Annotated in this window: 15 protein-coding genes and 2 pseudogenes; 11 read left to right on the plus strand and 6 right to left on the minus strand. The window is 61.8% G+C overall.

Going from position 1 to position 18,222, the window contains the following annotated elements; genetic code table 11:
• Positions 1–18: 18 nt before the first annotated feature.
• Positions 19–844: pseudogene (locus JN403_RS17660) on the minus strand (DMT family transporter).
• A gap of 75 nt (positions 845–919) precedes the next feature.
• Positions 920–1,825 (minus strand): transcriptional regulator GcvA, encoded by a 906-nt coding sequence (gcvA, locus tag JN403_RS17665; protein WP_205483505.1) that lies wholly within the window; start codon positions 1,823–1,825, stop codon positions 920–922.
• A gap of 353 nt (positions 1,826–2,178) precedes the next feature.
• Between gcvA and JN403_RS17670 the strand changes: the two genes are divergently transcribed.
• From JN403_RS17670 to JN403_RS17700, 8 genes and pseudogenes are all read left to right on the plus strand, one after another.
• Positions 2,179–3,339, plus strand: a complete 1,161-nt coding sequence (locus JN403_RS17670; protein ID WP_205483506.1) for a transporter substrate-binding protein — start codon at positions 2,179–2,181, stop codon at positions 3,337–3,339.
• On the plus strand, positions 3,336–3,920 hold the full coding sequence (locus JN403_RS17675) for an ANTAR domain-containing protein (RefSeq protein WP_205483507.1): 585 nt from the start codon (positions 3,336–3,338) through the stop codon (positions 3,918–3,920). The genes JN403_RS17670 and JN403_RS17675 overlap by 4 nt, the downstream gene beginning before the upstream one ends.
• Positions 3,917–4,900, plus strand: coding sequence for an ABC transporter permease (locus tag JN403_RS17680; protein WP_345945820.1), 984 nt, complete (start codon positions 3,917–3,919; stop codon positions 4,898–4,900). Before JN403_RS17675 ends, JN403_RS17680 begins: the two co-directional genes overlap by 4 nt.
• Positions 4,818–5,282: an ABC transporter permease gene (locus JN403_RS25625; RefSeq protein ID WP_345945853.1), complete on the plus strand. Its 465-nt coding sequence runs from the start codon at positions 4,818–4,820 to the stop codon at positions 5,280–5,282. Before JN403_RS17680 ends, JN403_RS25625 begins: the two co-directional genes overlap by 83 nt.
• Positions 5,282–5,689 (plus strand): ABC transporter permease, encoded by a 408-nt coding sequence (locus tag JN403_RS25630; RefSeq protein WP_240356652.1) that lies wholly within the window; start codon positions 5,282–5,284, stop codon positions 5,687–5,689. Before JN403_RS25625 ends, JN403_RS25630 begins: the two co-directional genes overlap by 1 nt.
• A gap of 26 nt (positions 5,690–5,715) precedes the next feature.
• Complete coding sequence (locus tag JN403_RS17690; protein ID WP_205483509.1) at positions 5,716–7,323, plus strand: ABC transporter substrate-binding protein; 1,608 nt, start codon at positions 5,716–5,718, stop codon at positions 7,321–7,323.
• Positions 7,324–7,398: 75 nt separating this feature from the next.
• Positions 7,399–8,346, plus strand: coding sequence for an acetamidase/formamidase family protein (locus tag JN403_RS17695; protein WP_205483511.1), 948 nt, complete (start codon positions 7,399–7,401; stop codon positions 8,344–8,346).
• Positions 8,343–10,084 (plus strand): annotated as a pseudogene (locus tag JN403_RS17700) (ABC transporter ATP-binding protein). Before JN403_RS17695 ends, JN403_RS17700 begins: the two are co-directional and overlap by 4 nt.
• Positions 10,085–10,171: 87 nt before the next feature.
• Here the strand turns inward: JN403_RS17700 and JN403_RS17705 are convergent.
• Positions 10,172–12,115, minus strand: coding sequence for a methyl-accepting chemotaxis protein (locus JN403_RS17705; RefSeq protein ID WP_205483514.1), 1,944 nt, complete (start codon positions 12,113–12,115; stop codon positions 10,172–10,174).
• A 244-nt stretch (positions 12,116–12,359) separates the two neighbouring features.
• On the opposite strand from JN403_RS17705, the gene JN403_RS17710 reads away from it, so the two are divergent.
• Positions 12,360–13,121 carry a YoaK family protein gene (locus tag JN403_RS17710; RefSeq protein ID WP_205483515.1) on the plus strand — a complete coding sequence of 254 codons (762 nt, stop codon included), beginning with the start codon at positions 12,360–12,362 and terminating at the stop codon, positions 13,119–13,121.
• A gap of 52 nt (positions 13,122–13,173) precedes the next feature.
• Positions 13,174–13,530: a hypothetical protein gene (locus tag JN403_RS17715; RefSeq protein ID WP_205487470.1), complete on the plus strand. Its 357-nt coding sequence runs from the start codon at positions 13,174–13,176 to the stop codon at positions 13,528–13,530.
• A 310-nt stretch (positions 13,531–13,840) separates the two neighbouring features.
• On the opposite strand, the gene JN403_RS17720 is transcribed toward JN403_RS17715, so the two are convergent.
• From JN403_RS17720 to JN403_RS17730, 3 genes are all read right to left on the minus strand, one after another.
• Positions 13,841–14,932, minus strand: a complete 1,092-nt coding sequence (locus tag JN403_RS17720; protein ID WP_205483516.1) for a polyamine ABC transporter substrate-binding protein — start codon at positions 14,930–14,932, stop codon at positions 13,841–13,843.
• A complete protein-coding gene (locus JN403_RS17725; RefSeq protein WP_205487472.1) occupies positions 14,929–15,963 on the minus strand; it encodes a histone deacetylase family protein in 1,035 nt (344 codons plus the stop codon). Before JN403_RS17725 ends, JN403_RS17720 begins: the two co-directional genes overlap by 4 nt.
• A 132-nt stretch (positions 15,964–16,095) precedes the next feature.
• On the minus strand, positions 16,096–17,088 hold the full coding sequence (locus JN403_RS17730; RefSeq protein ID WP_205483517.1) for an AraC family transcriptional regulator: 993 nt from the start codon (positions 17,086–17,088) through the stop codon (positions 16,096–16,098).
• Positions 17,089–17,331: 243 nt separating this feature from the next.
• Between JN403_RS17730 and JN403_RS17735 the strand changes: the two genes are divergently transcribed.
• Positions 17,332–18,129, plus strand: coding sequence for a phosphodiesterase (locus JN403_RS17735; protein WP_205483518.1), 798 nt, complete (start codon positions 17,332–17,334; stop codon positions 18,127–18,129).
• The last annotated feature ends 93 nt before the right edge of the window (positions 18,130–18,222 follow it).

Consider the following 18,222-nt stretch of genomic DNA (forward strand, 5'->3'; position numbering starts at 1 on the left):
CGAATGAGCCTGCGCCGCTCAACCGATGATGATCGTCCCCGCCGCAATGACCACGCACGACAGGATCTTCCGCGCCGTGAGCGACTCGCCCAAAAACAGATACCCCAGCAATGCCGCAAACAGCACGCTGGTTTCACGAAGGGCCGACACCGCCCCCATGGGCGCCAGGGTCATGGCATAGATGACGATGCCGTAAGCCAGCAGCGACACCACGCCCCCGCCTAACGACGTCACCAGTCCAGGCCGGACGCTCACCAGACTGCGAACGTCGCGCAGACAAACGTACGTGATCGGCATCAACACCCCCACAACGCGCACATCCAGGCGGTGTAGGCCATCGGCGCACCGGACAGGCGCCCGCCAATCCCGTCCGTCACGCTATAGGCGGCGATGAAACATCCGGTGCCCAAGGCATACGGCAGGTTAGCGACGTGCAGCTTTCGGCCTTTGAAGGCGAGGGAAATAATGCCTGCGGAGACCAGCGCGATGCCGATCATCGTGCCGGTCTGCACCACCTCCCCGCAAAGATCGACGCGCACAGGGTGATCAGCACCGGCGAAGAGCCCCGTGAGATCGGGTAAGTCTGGCCGAGGTCGCCGCTGCGGTAGGTGCGCACCAGAAACAGGTTGTAACCCACATGCAGGAGCGCCGAGAGGCCAGCGTAGAACCAGCTTTCCTGCGCCGGTGCCGGCATGAAGAAAGCCCCGATCGTGCTGACGATGGCCACCGCCACGCACATGATGGTCATCGACCAGAGCTTGTCGGTGCCGCCACGCAACAAGGCGTTCCAGCTGGCGTGCAGCAAGGCAGCGAAGAGGATCAACAGGATGATGTAAGTAGGCATGTCGGATTCTAGGCAGTGGCTCATTCGAAATTAAAGCGAAGGCTTTTCATCCGATCATGAATAAATCCTCATGGGTCAATCGTAGGAAATTCCGGCTGCGGTTGATTCTTCGAGCAGCCAGTCGCGGAAACTGGCCACGTGGGGCTGGGTTTCCACCCCCTTCGGGCACACGAAGTAATAGGCAACCGGCGAGGGAAACGGCACCTCGAACAACCTGATCAAACTGCCGTCGCGCAGCTCTTTTTCCACGTGCCCGCTGCGAACGAGGGCAATGCCCTGCCCCAGCAAAGCCGCTTCCACGGTCATGTTGGTGTCGGGAAAACGCACGCTTTCCTTCAGCGAGGTCACGCCAAGGCCTATGTTTTGAAACCACACTTCCCAATTCGGCACTAGGTCGGAGCCGTCCCGCGCCAGCAGCGGATAGCGCAACAGCTCCGCCGGTTCCCGGGGTAGGCCGAAGCGCTTGAGCAGGTCAGGGCTCGCCACCGGAAAAATGTGCTCTCTGAACATGAATTCCGAATGCAGCGCGGGGTAATTGCCGCCGCCCAGACGGATCGCGACGTCCGCCTCGCCACTGGCGAAGTTGATCGTGGTGTCTGTACCGTCCAGGGAGACGAGGATTTCCGGGTGGCGTTCGGCCAGAGTGGGCAAGCGCGGCAACAGCCATTTCAGCGCGAAGGAGTAGGTCGTGCTGACCTTGAGCCTGACGCGGCCGTTCTCTTCGCGAAGGTCTGCAAGCGTCGCCTCCAGGTTCATGAAAAACGTCCTGACGATCGGCGCCAGCGCCGCTCCGGCGGGCGTCAGTCTCAGCGTCTTGCCGCGCTGAAACAGCTGCACGCCCCAGATGTCTTCGAGATTTTTCAATTGGTGACTCACCGCACTTTGGGTCACGTGCAGCTCCTCGGACGCCGAGGTAAATGTCCCGTGACGGGTGGCGACTTCGAAGGCACGCAAGGTAGCGGTGGGTGGCAGGTCTCTCATTTAACCGAGCCTCTACAAGCAGAGCGGCAGCCGCTCCGATCATGAATGACGGCTCATGGTAGAGGATTTGTTCAGCGAGTGGGTGCAGTGCATCAGCCTACCTGCCCTGCTCCGCTTTGAGGCTTGATCGCAGGCGAGCGCACCACCAGGGAGCAACCGCAGACAGGCCAAAGCCGGTAAAGGCCGACACCGCAGGGGAGCGTTCTCTTGGCACGCTTATTTCATGGTTAAAACAAACGGCAAGCCGGACCCCGGTCCTTAAGTCTCGTCCACATACGCGCCTCGAATGCGCCAGGTATCGAAGCCTGATCGACCCCTACCGGGTTGATCGGGCTTTTTTATGGATGCTGTTCATGCCGAACCTTTTGACCCCCGACCTGCGCCCCACCGTTCACGTTGGCTTCCTGCTCTCGACCGAAGGCACCTATCGGCGCATGGGCCGCAGTGCCCTGCTCGGGTTGCAGGACGCGCTGGCCGAGGTCAACGCCGACGGCCAGCGCAACGTGAAACTGGAAGCCATTTACGTCGACCCCCAAGGCGATCCGGCACGCTACAGCAGTGGCATCGCGCAGCTGCTGGGTGCGGGCATCAGACACATCTTCGGCACCACGCTGTCGGCCAGCCGCAAGGAAATCATCCCGGACCTGGACCAGCACGGCGCGCTGCTCTGGTATTCAAGCCCGTACGAAGGCTACGAAAGCAGCGAGAACGCGCTGTACCTCGGCGGATGCCCGAACCAGACGCTGCTCCCGCTGTTGCGCTACGCCCTCGGCCAGTTTGGTCGGCGGGCTTTTTTGCTCGGCTCTAACTATGTGTGGGGCTGGGAAAGCAACCGTATCGCCCGGGAAGTGCTGGAAGCCAACGGCGCTGAGGTGCTCGGGGAAAAATACTGGCACCTGGGCGCGACCGGCTTCGACACGCTGATTGAGGGGCTCATTCAAGACCCGCCAGCGTTTGTGCTGAACAACCTGGTGGGCGAGTCGTCCTACGCCTTTTTGCAGCAACTGGACCGTGCGTGCCAGCGCGAAGGCCTGCGCCTGCCGGTGCTCAGTTGCAACCTGACCGAAGCGGAGCTCGATGGCGTGGGCCCGATGCAGGCATTGCGCCTGCTGTCCTGCGGGCCGTTTTTCGAAACCCTCAACCCGGCGTTTTGCGAGGGCCAGCAGCGCCATGGCCCGCGCACCTGTTCGCATTACTACACCAGCGCCTACACGGCGTTGAGGGTGTTCGCCGATGCCTTGCACGCCAGCGATGATGCATCGCCCAAGGCGATTTGCGAGCACCTTTACCGACACCCGGTTGCCAGCGTCCTCGGCACTGTCAGCCTGTCGGCGCGCAATCATCACAGCGCGCTGGCCAGTCATATTGCCGAACTGCGCGGGGGACGCTTCGAAGTCGTGCACTCGGCGCCCCACCCGATCGCCGCCGACCCCTATCTCACTGTTACGGATGTACACGCCGACGTGGTCGACCGACACGCCACCGCGGCGCCGCGCTTGAGGATCGTCAAATGAACACACGCGCCTTTCCTGCTTTCGACCAGGGACACCTGCTGCTGATCGACTGCGATGAACGCAGTCAGGCCAACCTGGGCAAGAGCCTGCACCGCCTGGGGATTCACTCGCAGGTGCTCGCTCACGACGGACCGTGCGACACCCAAGGCTGTTTCGCCGCCATTCTCGAAATCGAGCATTTCGCCAGTCCGCTGGCCGTCGAGGCGCTGAATGAGGCCAGCATTCCCATCGTTGCGCTGACGGCTCACGAAACCCTGTCGCAGATCCAGCGCGCACTGCAGCTCGGCGCCACGGCGTTGCTCAACAAACCCATCAGCCAGGGCTCGGTCTACACCACGCTGATGATGGCGGTGGGACTGCGCGACCGTCAGCGCGCCGATGCCGAACAGCTCAACGAGCTGCAGCAGCGGCTGGCACTGCGTCCGCTCATGGCCCAGGCCCTGGCGCGCTTGATGGTAAGTCAGCGTGTCAACGAGGCGACGGCGTACGAGCGTTTGCGCAGCCTGTCGATGCAGCTCAACCGGCCGATCGAAACACTGTGCGTCGACCTCCTCGCGGCGCGGGACGAGGACCGCGCATGACCACCCTCAAGGCCCTGTTGCGTCGGCCGGCGGTGGCGGTTTCGCTGCTGTTTATCGTCACCGTGGTGCTGCTCGCGGCGCTGGCCCCGTGGATAAGCCCCTTCGATCCCGATGAGCAATTCGTCGAAGGCCTGACCCTGGAAGGCGCGCCCATGGCTCCGGCGACGCCGTACTGGATGGGCACCGACCTGCTCGGCCGTGACCTGCTGTCGCGGTTGATCTTCGGCGCGCGCACCTCGCTGTTCATCGGTGTGCTGGCCAACGGGCTGGCGGTGCTGATCGGCACGCTGGTGGGCCTGACCGCCGGCTTTGTGCGCGGCTGGCTGGGCAGCGTGTTGATGCGCCTGACCGACCTGATGATGGCCTTCCCGGCTTTGCTGCTGGCAATTGCCCTCTCGGCGATTTTCCAGCCCAGCGTGTGGATCGTTGCCATGGTCATCGCGATGGTCAACTGGGTGCAGATCGCCCGGGTGATCTATGCCGAAACCGTGGCGCTCAGTGCGCGTGATTTCGTTGCCGTGGAGCGCACCCTGGGCGCCAGCTCCCTGCGCATTCTGTTCTCGCACCTGTTGCCCCATCTGCTGCCGACCATTCTGGTGTGGGCGACGCTGGGGATTTCCACCACCGTTTTGCTGGAAGCCACCTTGTCGTACCTGGGCGTGGGGGTACAACCGCCGACGCCGAGCTGGGGCAACATCATTTTTGAAAGCCAGACCTACTTCACCTCGGCGCCGTGGCTGGTATTCATTCCGGGGCAGCGATCATCCTGCTGTCCCTGGCGTTCAACCTGGTCGGTGACGCCCTGCGCGACGAACTCGACCCCACACTCAAGGGGCGTCGCTGATGCTGCCGTTCATTTGCCGCCGGGTGGGTTACGCGCTGCTGATTCTGCTCGGCGTGACCTTCATCACCTACCTGTTGCTGTTCCTGCTGCCGGCCGACCCCGCGCGGCAGATCGCCGGGCGCAGCGCCACGCCTGAGGTGGTCGCGGCGATTCGGGCGCAACTGGGGCTGGACCTGCCCTTCTATCAGCAATACCTGGGTTACCTGGGCAACCTGCTCCACGGCGACCTCGGTCGCTCCTATATCCAGCGCACCGCCGTGAGTGAACTGATCGGCGCGCGACTGCGCCCGTCCCTGGAACTCATGGCGGCGGGCATCGGCTTCGAGCTGTTGATCGGCATCAGCTTGGGCATGCTCGCGGCGCTCAAGCGCGACAGCTTCGCTGACAAATTGCTCATGGCGTTTTCCTTCGTCGGTGTGTCGGCGCCGCAGTTCATCGCCGCCATGCTGTTTCTGTACTTCTTCGCCGTGCAACTGGGCTGGTTCCCGCTGGGGGCTATGGCGGCGCTACCCACCTGATGCTGCCGGCGCTGACCCTCGGACTGCTCGGCAGTGGCTGGTACTCGCGCATGGTTCGCTCTTCGATGATCGAAGTGCTGCACCAGGATTTCATCCGCACGGCGCGGGCCAAGGGCCTGAGCCGGGCGCGGATCGTGTTCGTGCACGTACTGCCCAACGCGATCGTCCCGGTGATCCCGATGATCGGCATCGACATCGGGGTGTTCATGGGCGGGCTGGTGGTGGTCGAGTCGGTGTTCGGCTGGCCGGGCATCGGTCAGCTCGCCTGGCAGTCGATCCAGCAAGTCGACATTCCGGTCATCGTCGGCGTCACCACACTGTCGGCGGTGGCCATCGTGCTGGGCAACCTGCTGGCGGATCTGGCGATCCCGCTGGTGGACCCGCGCATCGACATCAAGCAGCACTGAATCCATCAACACAACGGGGCACAACAATGAAGATCAACGCGCTGACCCTGGCCGTGGCGGCCACGCTGTTTACCACGCCACTGTGGGCCGACACGCCGAAAAGCGGCGGCGATGTGGTGGTGACCTACCAGAACGATGTCGCGACGCTGGACCCGGCGATTGGCTACGACTGGCAGAACTGGTCGATGATCAAAAGCCTGTTCGGCCGTCTGATGGACTACAAGCCTGGCACCACCGAGCTGGTGAAAAGCCTGGCCGAGGACTACAGCATTTCCCCGGACGGGCTGGTCTACAGCTTCACTTTGGTCGAGGGCGTGAAATTCCAGAACGGCCGTGAACTGGTCGCCAATGACGTCAAGTACTCCCTGGAGCGCACCGTCAACCCGAAAACCCAGAGCCCGGGCGCCGGTTTCTTCAGCTCCATCGTCGGTTACGAAGACGTGACCGGCGGCAAAAGCACGACCCTCAGCGGCATCAAGGTGGTCGACGACCAACACCTGACCATCACCCTGAGCGCACCGAACGCCACCTTCCTGCACATCATGGCGATCAACTTTGCCTCGGTCGTGCCCAAGGAAGCGGTGGAGCAATGGGGCGCCGACTTCGGCAAGCACCCGGTGGGCAGCGGCGCGTTCAGCCTGGCCGAGTGGAAACTGGGGCAGAAGCTCGAGCTGGTGAAAAACCCGAATTACTTCCAGAAGGGCCTGCCCTACGTCGACAAGATCACTTTCGAGATTGGCCAGGACCCGACCGTTGCGCTGCTGCGCCTGAACAAGGGTGAAGTGGACATTGCCGGCGACGGCGTGCCGCCCGCGCAATTCCTGCAGTTCAAGAACGACCCGGCCTCCAAACAATTGCTGGTCACCGGCAATCAGCTGCAGACCGGCTACGTGACGCTGAAAACCACCCTGCCGCCGTTCGACAACCTCAAGGTGCGCCAGGCCATCAACATGGCCATCAGCAAGGAACGCATCGTGCGCATCATCAACGGCCGCGCGGTCCCGGCGAACCAGCCGTTGCCACCGGCGATGCCCGGTTATGACACCCAGTACAAGGGACTGCCCTACGACGTCGAAGGCGCGAAAAAGCTGCTGGCCGATGCCGGTCTGGCCAAGGGTTTCGACACCGAGCTGTACGTGATGAACACCGACCCGCAGCCGCGCATTGCCCAGTCGATCCAGCAAGACCTGGCCAAGGTCGGCATCCGCGTGCAGATCAAGTCCCTGGCCCAAGCCAACGTGATTGCCGCCGGCAGCTCCAAGGATCAGGCGCCGATGGTGTGGTCCGGCGGCATGGCCTGGATCGCCGACTTCCCGGACCCGTCGAACTTCTACGGCCCGATTCTCGGTTGCACCGGCGCGGTCGAAGGCGGCTGGAACTGGTCGTTGTACTGCAACAAGGCGCTGGACGAACGCGCCGCCAAAGCCGACGCCATGGCCCGCCCGGAACAGCAGGCCGAGCGCACCGAAGCGTGGAAGAAGATCTTCACCGACGCCATGGCCGACGCGCCGTGGGTGCCGATCTTTAACGAGCAACGCTTCACCGTGCGCTCCAAGCGCATGGGCGGCGACGACGCGCTGTACGTCGATCCGGTCCACGTGCCGGTCAACTATGACTACATCTGGGTGAAGTGATTTGCGCTGGCCTGTGCCGGATCACGAGCATGGAACGGGCCATTGCGTCTTACCCCTTAAACGAGGACCGCATCCATGTGCCAGAACTGCCTGGTCAAGACCATCCACAGCGTCAACAGCCACTTCGGCTGGGACCACAGCTTCACCCCCGTCGAGCGCGTGGCGCCCGGCACCACCTTGCAGATGAACTGCCGGGATTCGTCCAACGGCTATTTCACTGCGCAATCGCAAGTGGCCGACGTCAGCGTGATGCCCTTTGACCAGATCAACCCGGTCACCGGGCCAATCTACGTGGAAGGCGCAGAGCCTGGCGACATCCTGAAGATCACCCTGGACAGCTTCAAGCCCGGGGGCTTCGGCTGGACCGCCAACATCCCCGGCTTCGGCCTGCTCGCCGACCAGTTTCAGGCGCCCGCCCTGGCCCTGTGGCATTACGACACGCAAACCCTCGCCCCCGCCGCCTTCGGTGATTTCGCCAAGGTGCCGCTCAAGCCGTTCGCCGGTACGGTCGGCGTAGCGCCGGCCGAAGCAGGCCTGCATTCCATCGTGCCGCCGCGTCGGGTCGGCGGCAATCTGGACATCCGCGACCTCGCGGCCGGCAGCGTCTTGTACCTGCCGGTGGAAGTGGCCGGCGCGCTGTTTTCCATCGGCGATACCCACGCGGCCCAAGGCGATGGCGAGGTCTGTGGCACCGCCATCGAAAGCGCCATGGACGTGGTGGTCAAGCTCGACCTGATCAAGCAAACGCCCTTGGCCACGCCGCGTTTCAGCACCCCCGGCCCAGTGACGGGGCACCTCGACAGCGCCGGGTACGAGGCCTTCACCGGCATCGGTCCGGACCTGATGCAGGCCGCGCGCCAAGCCGTCGCCAACACCATCGACTGGCTGTGCCGCGAGCACCGCATGCCGGCGGAGCAGGCTTACATGCTGTGCTCGGTGTGCGGGGATTTGCGCATCAGCGAAATCGTCGACCTGCCCAACTGGGTGGTGTCGTTCTACTTCCCGAAAGTGGTGTTCCAGTGAAACCAGACGATCAGCCGAGTCTCTCGGTGGAGCGGCTGAGCATCGACGTCGGCGGCGGTGCCTCACGGCGTCGGGTGGTCGAGGAGCTGAGCTTCGCGCTTTACCCGCGCCGTACCCTGTGCATCGCGGGTGAATCCGGCAGCGGCAAATCGCTGTCGTCTCTGGCGATCATGGGGCTGTTGCCCAAGGCGGCCAGCGTCCCCAGCGGCGCCATTCTCTTCGACGACCGCGACCTGCTGAGCCTGCCGGAGCGCGAGCTGCAACGCCTGCGCGGCAAGCGCATCGGTATGATTTTTCAGGAGCCGATGACATCGCTGAATCCGCTGCTGACCGTTGGCCAGCAACTGGCGGAAACCCTGCGCCGGCATGAAGCACTGAATCGCAGCGAGATTCGGCAGCGCTGCCGGGCCATGCTCGACGCCGTGCGCATGCCCCAAGTGGACAAGCGCCTGACCCAGTACCCCCATGAGCTGTCCGGCGGCATGCGCCAGCGGGTGATGATCGCCATGGCGATGCTCTGCCAGCCGGAAATCCTCATCGCCGACGAGCCGACCACTGCGCTGGACGTGACCATTCAGGCGCAGATCCTTGAGCTGATGCGCGAGTTGCAGCAGCAGTTCGCGACCAGCCTGTTGCTGATCACCCACGACATGGGCGTGGTCGCCGAAATGGCCGATGAAGTGGTGGTGATGAATCAGGGCCGCATGGAAGAGCGCGGCTCCCTGCATCAGGTCTTCACTGATGCGCAGGCGCCGTATACCCGCAAACTGCTGGCCGCCGTGCCGGTGCTGGGCAGTGCGCCGCCGCCTGATGTAATGACCGAACAGCCAGTGGTGCTCGCGGTCAAGGACCTCAGCGTGCGCTTCCCTCTGCGCCACGGCTGGTTCGAAGCGCCGCGCACGGTGCACGCGGTCGAGGGCGTGAGCTTCGAGCTGCGTCAGGGCGAAACACTGGGGCTGGTGGGCGAAAGCGGCTGCGGCAAGTCCACCACCGGCAAAGCCTTGATGAACATGCTCAGCTATCAGGGCAGCGTGAAATTGCTGGGGCAGGAACTCAACGGTTTGCAGGGTGACGCATTGCAGCGGGTGCGCCGCGACGTGCAGATGGTGTTTCAGGACCCGTACGCGGCGCTCAATCCGCGCAAGACCGTCTTCGATCTGGTGGGCGAGCCGTTGCTGATTCACGACAAGATGCCCGAGCCCCAGCGGCGCGAGCGTGTCGCGCAATTGCTGCAACAGGTCGACCTCCCCGGGACACCCTGGAACGCTATCCCCATCAGTTTTCCGGCGGGCAACGCCAACGCATCTGCATTGCCCGGGCGCTGGCGTTGAATCCCAAAGTGATCATCGCGGATGAATCGGTCTCGGCGCTGGACGTGTCGGTTCAGGCTCAAGTGCTGGAGCTGCTGGAACGGCTGCGCGCCGAGCATGGATTGAGCTACCTGTTCATCTCCCACGACATGGCCGTGGTCGAGCGCATCTGCCATCGCGTGGCGGTGATGTATGGCGGCCGCATCGTTGAAATCGGTGCGCGCGATCAGGTACTGCACAACCCGCAACACCCCTACACCCGACGTTTGCTGGCTGCAGTGCCTGTTCCCGAAGTGGGCCGGCGAAGGGATTTCAAGAGCCTGCTCAAGGAGCTGGAACGGCCTGACCCGATCAAGGCAGCGGATTTTGTTGCGCCGGTGCAGAGTTTTTCGGCGGTGTCCGCGGATCACTGGGTCGCGGTGGAGTGAGCGCCGGGCAGCACGCGCCAGCAGGAGTCGGCTTGCTGCCAATCCGGATGTTTGTGTGGCCATCCCTAGCCCATGCCTTGATCGGTGTCAGAACTTGAAGCGTCCCACCAATCCATTGAGCTGACCGGAAATGTCGGTCAAACGACCCGAGCCCGCCTGCGCCGTGTGGGCGAATTCTTCGACCAGTTGCGCGTCAGTGTGGATCTGGGCGATGTGGCGGTTGATCTCTTCGGCCACCTGATGCTGCTCCTCGGCAGCGGTGGCGATCTGGGTGTTTTGATCACGGATGGAGTCCACGGACGTGCGGATCTTGTCGAAGCTGTCCCGGGCCTGCTGGATGCACTCGACGCTGCTGTTGGAGACCTCCAGACTGCCGCGCATCTGCACCGTCACCTCTTGGGTACGCCTGGCCAAGTCGCCGAGCAGGCTGTCGATCTCGCCGGTGGAATCGGCGGTGCGTCTTGCGAGGGCGCGAACTTCGTCGGCGACCACCGCGAAACCCCGGCCCTGATCCCCGGCACGCGCTGCTTCGATCGCCGCGTTGAGTGCCAACAGGTTGGTCTGCTCAGCGATCGAGCGGATGGTGTCGAGAATGCCGTTGATGTTCTTGCTGTCCTGCTCAAGCAGCTGCATGGTCTCGGTGGACTGTTGCAGCTCCTTGCTCAGTTTCAAGACGCTGCCGTTGGCTTCGCTGATGTGTTGCTGCCCGGCGTGTACGTCGCGATAACCTGCGTCGGCGCTGGACGCTGCCTGGCTGCAGGAACGCGCCACTTCGTTCGCCGTGGCGACCATTTCGTTGAACGCGGTGCTCACCAGTTCAACCGCCTCGCGTTGACGCCCGGCCGCCTCGTCCATGTTGCGCGCGACTTCGCGGGTGTCCGCCGCTGCGCTCTGCAGGTCCGAGGAGGCGCCGCCAATGCGCTGCATCAGTTGCGCGATCATGCCGAGAAACTGGTTGAACCACCCCGCCAATGTGGCCGTTTCATCCTTGCCGTGAACCTTGAGCTGGCGCGTCAGATCGCCCTCGCCTTCGGCGATTTCCTGCAAGCCATCGGCCACACCCCGGATCGGGCGCACGATCACCCCGGCGAAGGTGGCACCGACGATGGCGAAAATGATTGCCAGCGCGGCGGCGATCCCGGCGATCAACCAGGTCAGGCTGGAGGCCTTCGCCATCACTTCGTCGCGCTCGATCAGACCGATGAAGCGCCAGCCAAGCCCTTTCGAACTGATCACGTTAGCCATATAGACCTTGCCGTCTATTTCAATCTGCGTCGCGCCATCGTCGGCCTTGGCAAGCTCGGCATAGTTGCCGCCCAGACCGGTCAGCGGCTTGAAGTTATGCCCGGCGTTGCTCGGGTCGACCAGCACGTTGCCGTTGGCCTCCACCAGCATCAGGTAGCCGCTGTCCCCCAGTTTGATGTTCTTGACCAGCTCGGTGAGTTGCTTGAGGGACACGTCCAGACCGACTACCCCAACGACGGCGCCGCTGGTATCGGAAACCGTGTGAACGGTGCCGATCAGCGACACGTCGTCCGGCGCCCAGTAATAGGCGCCGGTGCGCACGGTGGTGCCCGGTGCGGCGATGGCGGCCTTGTACCACGGGCGCTCGCGGGGATCATACTTGCTGATCTTGGGATCATCCGGCCAGCTGGCGTAGCCGCCGTCACTCAAGCCCAACGACAGGTACGCCGTGGTCGGATGGGTTTTGGCGAAGCCGTCGAAAATTTCCAGCAGGCGGCGGTTGTTGTCGGTGAGTGGAAGCTGCGCAGCGTCGGCGCCCGAGTAATTTTTGAGGTCCTTGGCCGACACGATCCGCGGATCTTTCGCCAGGTAATCGACGTTCTGGCTGATGGCGTCGAAGAACTGCGTCATGCCGTTATCAATCTGCCGGATCTCGCGGCCACTGCTGTCCACGAAATTCGCTTCGGCGGCTTCGCGCGCGTTAAACACCACCAACCCCGCCACCACCAGCACCGGAACACAGGCGATGGCTGCGAAGCCCCACGTCAGCTTCTGTTTGATGTTCATGAGACCTTCCGCATCGGTTTTAAGCGTTATTGGGCAGAAATGAAGGCGAGCGTGGTGTTTTAGTTATGCAAGTGTTCCACGGTTACTTGAGTTCTATCGGCTGTTCGCCGGTGAACCTGAGGCGCGAACACCAAGAAGCGCTGTACGACCGCTATGACTGTGTTGCTTACTGGCGAATCCGGGCGGTCATTGCCTCCGGCGGGTCAGCACCCGCCAAGCGCGCCTGCAACAACGGGACTCAGTCATGGCGATCAGATACATCCGCAGCCTGACCGGCCGAAGACGCACCGTCGTCGCGAACCGGCACCTTGGTTTCGTCTTGGCCTTTGTGGCCGGGGCCATCAACGCCGGGGGTTTTCTGGCCGTGCAGCAGTACACGTCGCACATGACCGGGATCGTCTCGGCAATGGCTGACAATACGGTTCTGGGTGCGTATGACCTGTTGCTGCGTGGCGCCAGCGCCCTGCTCTCTTTCATCGCCGGCGCGGCCTGTTCGGCCATTATGGTCAATTATTCCCGTCGTAGACGTCTGCACAGCGCCTTCGCGCTGCCCCTGTTGTTCGAGGCATTTTTACTGCTCTGCTTCGGTTTTCTGGGCGCCAGGCTGGCGGCAGTGGACGGATTGATCGTGTCGCTGACGGTCATGCTGCTGTGTTTCATCATGGGCCTGCAAAACGCTTTGATCACCAAGGTTTCCAAGGCTGAAATCAGAACCACGCACATTACCGGTATCGTCACCGACATCGGTATTGAGCTCGGCAAGCTCTTCTACTGGAATGGCGCCACACCGTCGAAGCAGCCGCGAGTGCTTGCCAACCGGCCGCGCCTCACGTTATTGACCGTACTGGCACTGAGCTTTTTCGTCGGCGGTGTGGCAGGTGCGTACGGGTTCAAACTCGTCGGGTACATCGCTACTGTGCCGCTCTCGCTGGTGCTTGGCGTGTTGGCCGTTGTACCCGCGCTGGACGATGTGCGCCGGTATGTCCGCCGTGCGTTGCGCGAGTGATCCGTTGTTGATCATGATTGAGCACCTCCGCCCTACTCCAAAGGAAATTGCGATGCCACCCGGCAAACGTGAACTGGCGCGAATTGAACGCCGGCTAATCGCCACGCTGACCGAAGCGTGCGAAACAGCAAAAGGTGAAATCAAAGGCTTCACCTGGCTGACCCATAGGGCTGACCTGGACGCATTGGCTAAAACCCTGAAAGTGATCTGGGTGTTCGACACGCTGGCGGACAGACAGCTTGCCGAGGTTGAATCGAAGGCGCGCATTTTTGAGCTGACAGCCACCGCGTTGAATGAAGCCTGCATTGATCTGACGCTCTCGGATCGTAATGTCCGCTTTGACTCCGAGGAAGAATGCCAGCGCGCTCAGGATGGCCATTGGCAGAAGCGACTGGCTAAGGATCACTGACGGGACGAAGGATATCGAAAATCCGCGCACCGCTGTGTGCCAGCTCGGCAGCGATCTTGCGCACGGGAATAGGCTGAAGGGCGTGATCGTTGCGAAATTCATTAGCTCAAATCTACGTCACGCTATATCCCTGCTTGACCTTAAGCCTTCTCGACCTGAGACCGCAGATCAATCGCTGGGCGCTTTTACGAAGCTGACCCTTTCCCACAGTAAACTGACCACTGCGCACACCGTGAACGCGCACAGCACGCTTTACCTCGGGTGAAAGCTTGGTCATCCCGTTCGCCCAGCTAGGTATAACGACAAGGTATCAGGTGCCTGACTTGATCTTGGTCCAGGCCCGCGTGCGCGCGCGTTCGGCGTCACGCCCCAGAGGCTTGAGCGTATAGAGCGTGGCCATCGCAGCCTCGGTGGGGTACAGGTTGGGATTGTTGCGAATGGCCGGATCAACCTGTTCGGTAGCGTCTTTGTTGGGATTGGGGTAGCCGACAAAATCGCTGATTGGCGCAATCACCTGCGGCTGCAGCAGGTAGTTGATAAATGTGTAGGCGTCTTGTGGGTTCTTGGCACCCTTGGGAATGGCGAGCATGTCAAACCAGATAGGTGCGCCTTCCTTGGGCAGGCGCATGTCCACGGTCACGCCGTTCTTGGCCTCTTTGGCGCGGTTGGCGGCCTGGGAAAAGCTGCCGGAGTATCCGACCGCGACGCAGATGTCACCGTTGGCGATATCCGCCATATATTTGGAGGAATGGAAGTAGGTGATATAGGGGCGGATTTTCATCAACAGCGCTTCGGCCTTCACATAGTCCTTGGGGTTCATGCTGTTGGGGTCCAGGCCCAAGTGCTGCAAAGCCAGGGGCAGGATTTCGGAGGGCGAGTCCAGCAGCGCTACACCGCAGGACTTGAGCTTGCTGATGTTTTCTTCCTTGAAAATCAGGTCCCAGCTGTCCACTGGGGCATCGGCACCCAGCGCGGCCTTGACTTTGTCCGGGTTGAAGCCGATTAGGATGGTGCCGTACATGTAAGGCACGGCGAATTTATTGCCCGGATCGTTGGCCTCGATCAGCCTCATCAGCTTGGGATCAAGGTGGTTCCAGTTCGGCAATTGGCTGCGGTCCAGCGGCTGGAATATACCGGCTTCGATCTGCTTGGCCAGGAACACGTTGGATGGCACTACCACGTCATACCCTGAGTTGCCGGTGAGCAGCTTGGCTTCCAGAGCTTCGTTAGTGTCGAAGATGTCGTACACCAATTTGAGGCCGGGATTCTGCGCCTTGAAGTCCTCCAGCGCCTTTGGGGTGATGTAGTCGAACCAGTTGTAGACCCGCAGGGTTCTCTCTTCGGCATGAGCCATGCCGCTGATAACGGCAGCGCAGAGGATAAGTGACTTGAACATGTTCATTGGCCGGCCCCTTCAAAACCTTCGAGAACGTTGACGGCATTGATGCCGATTTCTTCCACCGCGTAGCCGCCTTCCATCACGAACAGCGTAGGTTTACCCAAGCGGGAGATGCGTGCGCCCATCGCCAGATAATCCTTGCTGTCGAGTTTGAATTTTGAGATCGGATCGTCCTTGAATGTATCCACGCCCAAGGAGACGACGATAACGTCGGCGCCATAACGATCAATTTCTGTGCAGGCTTGCTCGAGCGCCGCGCTCCAGGTTTCCCAGCCGGAACCGGCCGGCAGTGGGTAGTTGAAGTTAAAGCCGGCACCTGCGCCCTCACCCGACTCGTCGGCATAGCCCAGGAAAAACGGAAACTCCGCTTCTGGGTGGCCGTGGATCGAGGTAAACAGCACATCGCTGCGCCCATAGAAAATCGACTGAGTGCCGTTGCCGTGGTGGTAGTCCACGTCCAGAATCGCGACCTTTTTGTGGTCCTGATCAAGAAAGGCCTGGGCGGCAATAGCGGCGTTGTTCAGGTAGCAATAACCGCCCATCAAGTCGCCCGCTGCGTGGTGTCCCGGCGGACGGCACAGGGCGAAAGCACTGTGGGCACCTTGCTGAATCGCTTGTTGGGCGCTAAGCGCGACCTGCGCCGCCGAGTAGGCTGCCTGCCACGTGCCGGCGGTGATTGGCGCTCCGCCGTCGAAGCTGTAATAACCGAGTTGACCATGCAGGCTTTCGGGTAATACGCGGCGCAGGGTGCGGGCGGGCCACGTGTAGGGCAGGAGGTCGCCTTCCTGACCGAATTCGGTCCAGCGCGCCCAGGCACCCTTGAAGAAATCGAGGTACTCACGGCTATGAACGCGTTGCAGCGGTTCCAGACCAAAGTCCTGCGGCGCCTGTACCTCGCCAAGTTGACGGTCCTTGACCCGTTGTAATACATGATCGGCGCGTGAGGGCATTTCGAAGCAGGGCATCAACTGCCCGTCCATCAGCTCACAGCGGCCGTGGTGCAGGTGGTGATCATCCGAGTAGATTGTCAGCATTTTTTGTTCTCCGCAGGCTGTATCGGTGAATACAGTCTTGCGCCGGGCGCGGTTTATGAGAACGGCAAGTGCGGCCAAAAGGGGATAAATATGGCCAGATTCTCTGTCCGTAATTCGCCCCTTAATGAGGCGTCATGCGCGAAATTGGCTCGGCGCCACGCCACTCCAGCGCACAAAGGCGTGCCGAAAACTTGCGGTCTCGCTGAAACCCAGAGCCTCGGCGATCCGGTAGATGGGCCACCGGTCTTCGGCCAGCAGTTGCTTGGCGCGTTCGAAACGAAGTTCGTCGAGCAGTTCCTGATAGCTGCAGCCCAGGTCGTGCAGGTGTCGACGCAAGGTGCGCGCCGAGCAGTTCATCTCTCGGGCCAGCATTTCCAGCCCGGGCGCGGCATGCAGTTGTGCAGCCAGCAATAGCCGGATTCGCCCCAGCCAGGCCTCGCGCCCGGTGAATTCAGTGTTCTGTTTTCGGCAGCGCTCGGTCATGGCCTGATGTGTTACCGCGTCAGCCAGCGGTAAAGGCTGGGCGAGCCAGCGTTTATCAAAAGCAAATGCATTGACGGTAGCCTGGAACTGCAACGGACAATCGAAACATTCGGCGTAGCGAGTCTGATAGTCCGGCGCATCGTGCTCAAAGCGAGCGCCCAGCAAGGGCAGTGGGTGGCCGAGCAGGTCGTCGCAAATGACCTTCAGCGACCCCAGGCACAGCTCGACATTGAAGGCGATCAGTGCCGGATTCTCGCGATAATCGCCCGCAGTGAACCATATACGTTCGCCGTCCTCCTCCAGACTCAGCTCGAACAGTGTTCCCAGCAACGCGGGATAACGCAGGGCCAGCCGTAACGCGTCACCGAAAGTGGCACTGGTAAGCAAGGCATAGCCGAGCATGCCGTAGGACGAGACATGCATACGCTGCCCCACGATCAGGCCAATGTCGCGCTGCAGAGCCACGGCATTGGCGCACACCTGCATCTCCTGATGCGTGGCAATGCGCGTGTCGGCGCGGTTCAAGTCTGCTGCGCCTATGCCACTGCCGGCCAGCAGCGCCTCGGCCGACCAGCCTTGCGCCTTGAACGTGCTCAGGACCAGCGAGACAGCATTGAGGGTGGTGAGATGTGAGTGCAGCATGGGGACTTCCTGCAAGGCGAGGAATACGAGAAGGGCAAGTTATGTGCCGGGATCCAGCCCAGTTAATTTTGCTTCGGTGACCGGCTGTTCGACCCTGTGCCGGCTCGACATCCCTCGCCCGTTCCGGCCTGCAATAGCTCGGCGCTCTGCCATGCCGCCTGGACGCTGACCCCGTCCATCGCAGCTCAGGCATGCTACCTTCACCCCGCCATTGATCACCGTGTCCTCCATGGAGAATGTCCCGTGCTGATTGCCCACCTTTCCGATTTGCATATCAGGCCGCAAGGCATGCTTTATCAGGGGCTGGTTGATTCAAACACGATGTGCGAACAGGCCATTGCACACCTGAACAGGCTTTTGCCGCGACCCGATGTCGTGATTATCACCGGCGACCTGGTGGATGAGGGACTACCGCAAGAGTATGCAATGGCGCGTGAACTGCTGGCCGGGATCGAGCAGCCGTTGTTGATGATTCCCGGGAACCATGATGACCGAACATTAATGGGTTCTACCTTTTCCCAGCCGTATCTCTCTTCAACGGCAGGCCCGTGGCACTTCGTCGCCGATGACCTCGGACCGGTACGGATCATTGGTGTCGATGTGACCGTACCCCTGGAACACCACGGCGACATGACCGAGGCGGCTGGGGCCTGGCTCGATGCGGCACTTGCCCAGGAGCCGACGCGCCCGACTCTGGTCATGCTGCACCAGCCACCGTTCCTCAGTGGCATTCCTTACATCGATACGTATGCCTGCCGGAACTCGGAGCGGCTGCGCGAAGTGGTGCAACGCTATCCGGCGATCGAACGGGTGGTGTGCGGACACATTCACCGCTCGATGCAATTACGTTTTGGCGGCACAGTCCTCTGCACTGCGCCCAGCACAACGACTGCCATCGGGTTGGCCCTGGATGCAGAGGCTAAAGAGGCGTCGTATGTGGAGCCGCCGGCGTTACTCCTGCATCACTGGAAGGTGGATACCGGTCTGATTACCCACTGGGTGCCCATCGGCACATTCCGCGGGCCACTGTCGTTTGCTTGAGCGCAGGAGTGTGGCGGGAAATAGATGGGGTGAGTGCCTGCATCGGGTTGGTGCGGGTGACGGGGAGCTATCGACCCATTGCAGCCTCTCGCG

It is taken from the genome of Pseudomonas sp. 15A4, assembly GCF_016925575.1.
GTDB lineage: Bacteria > Pseudomonadota > Gammaproteobacteria > Pseudomonadales > Pseudomonadaceae > Aquipseudomonas.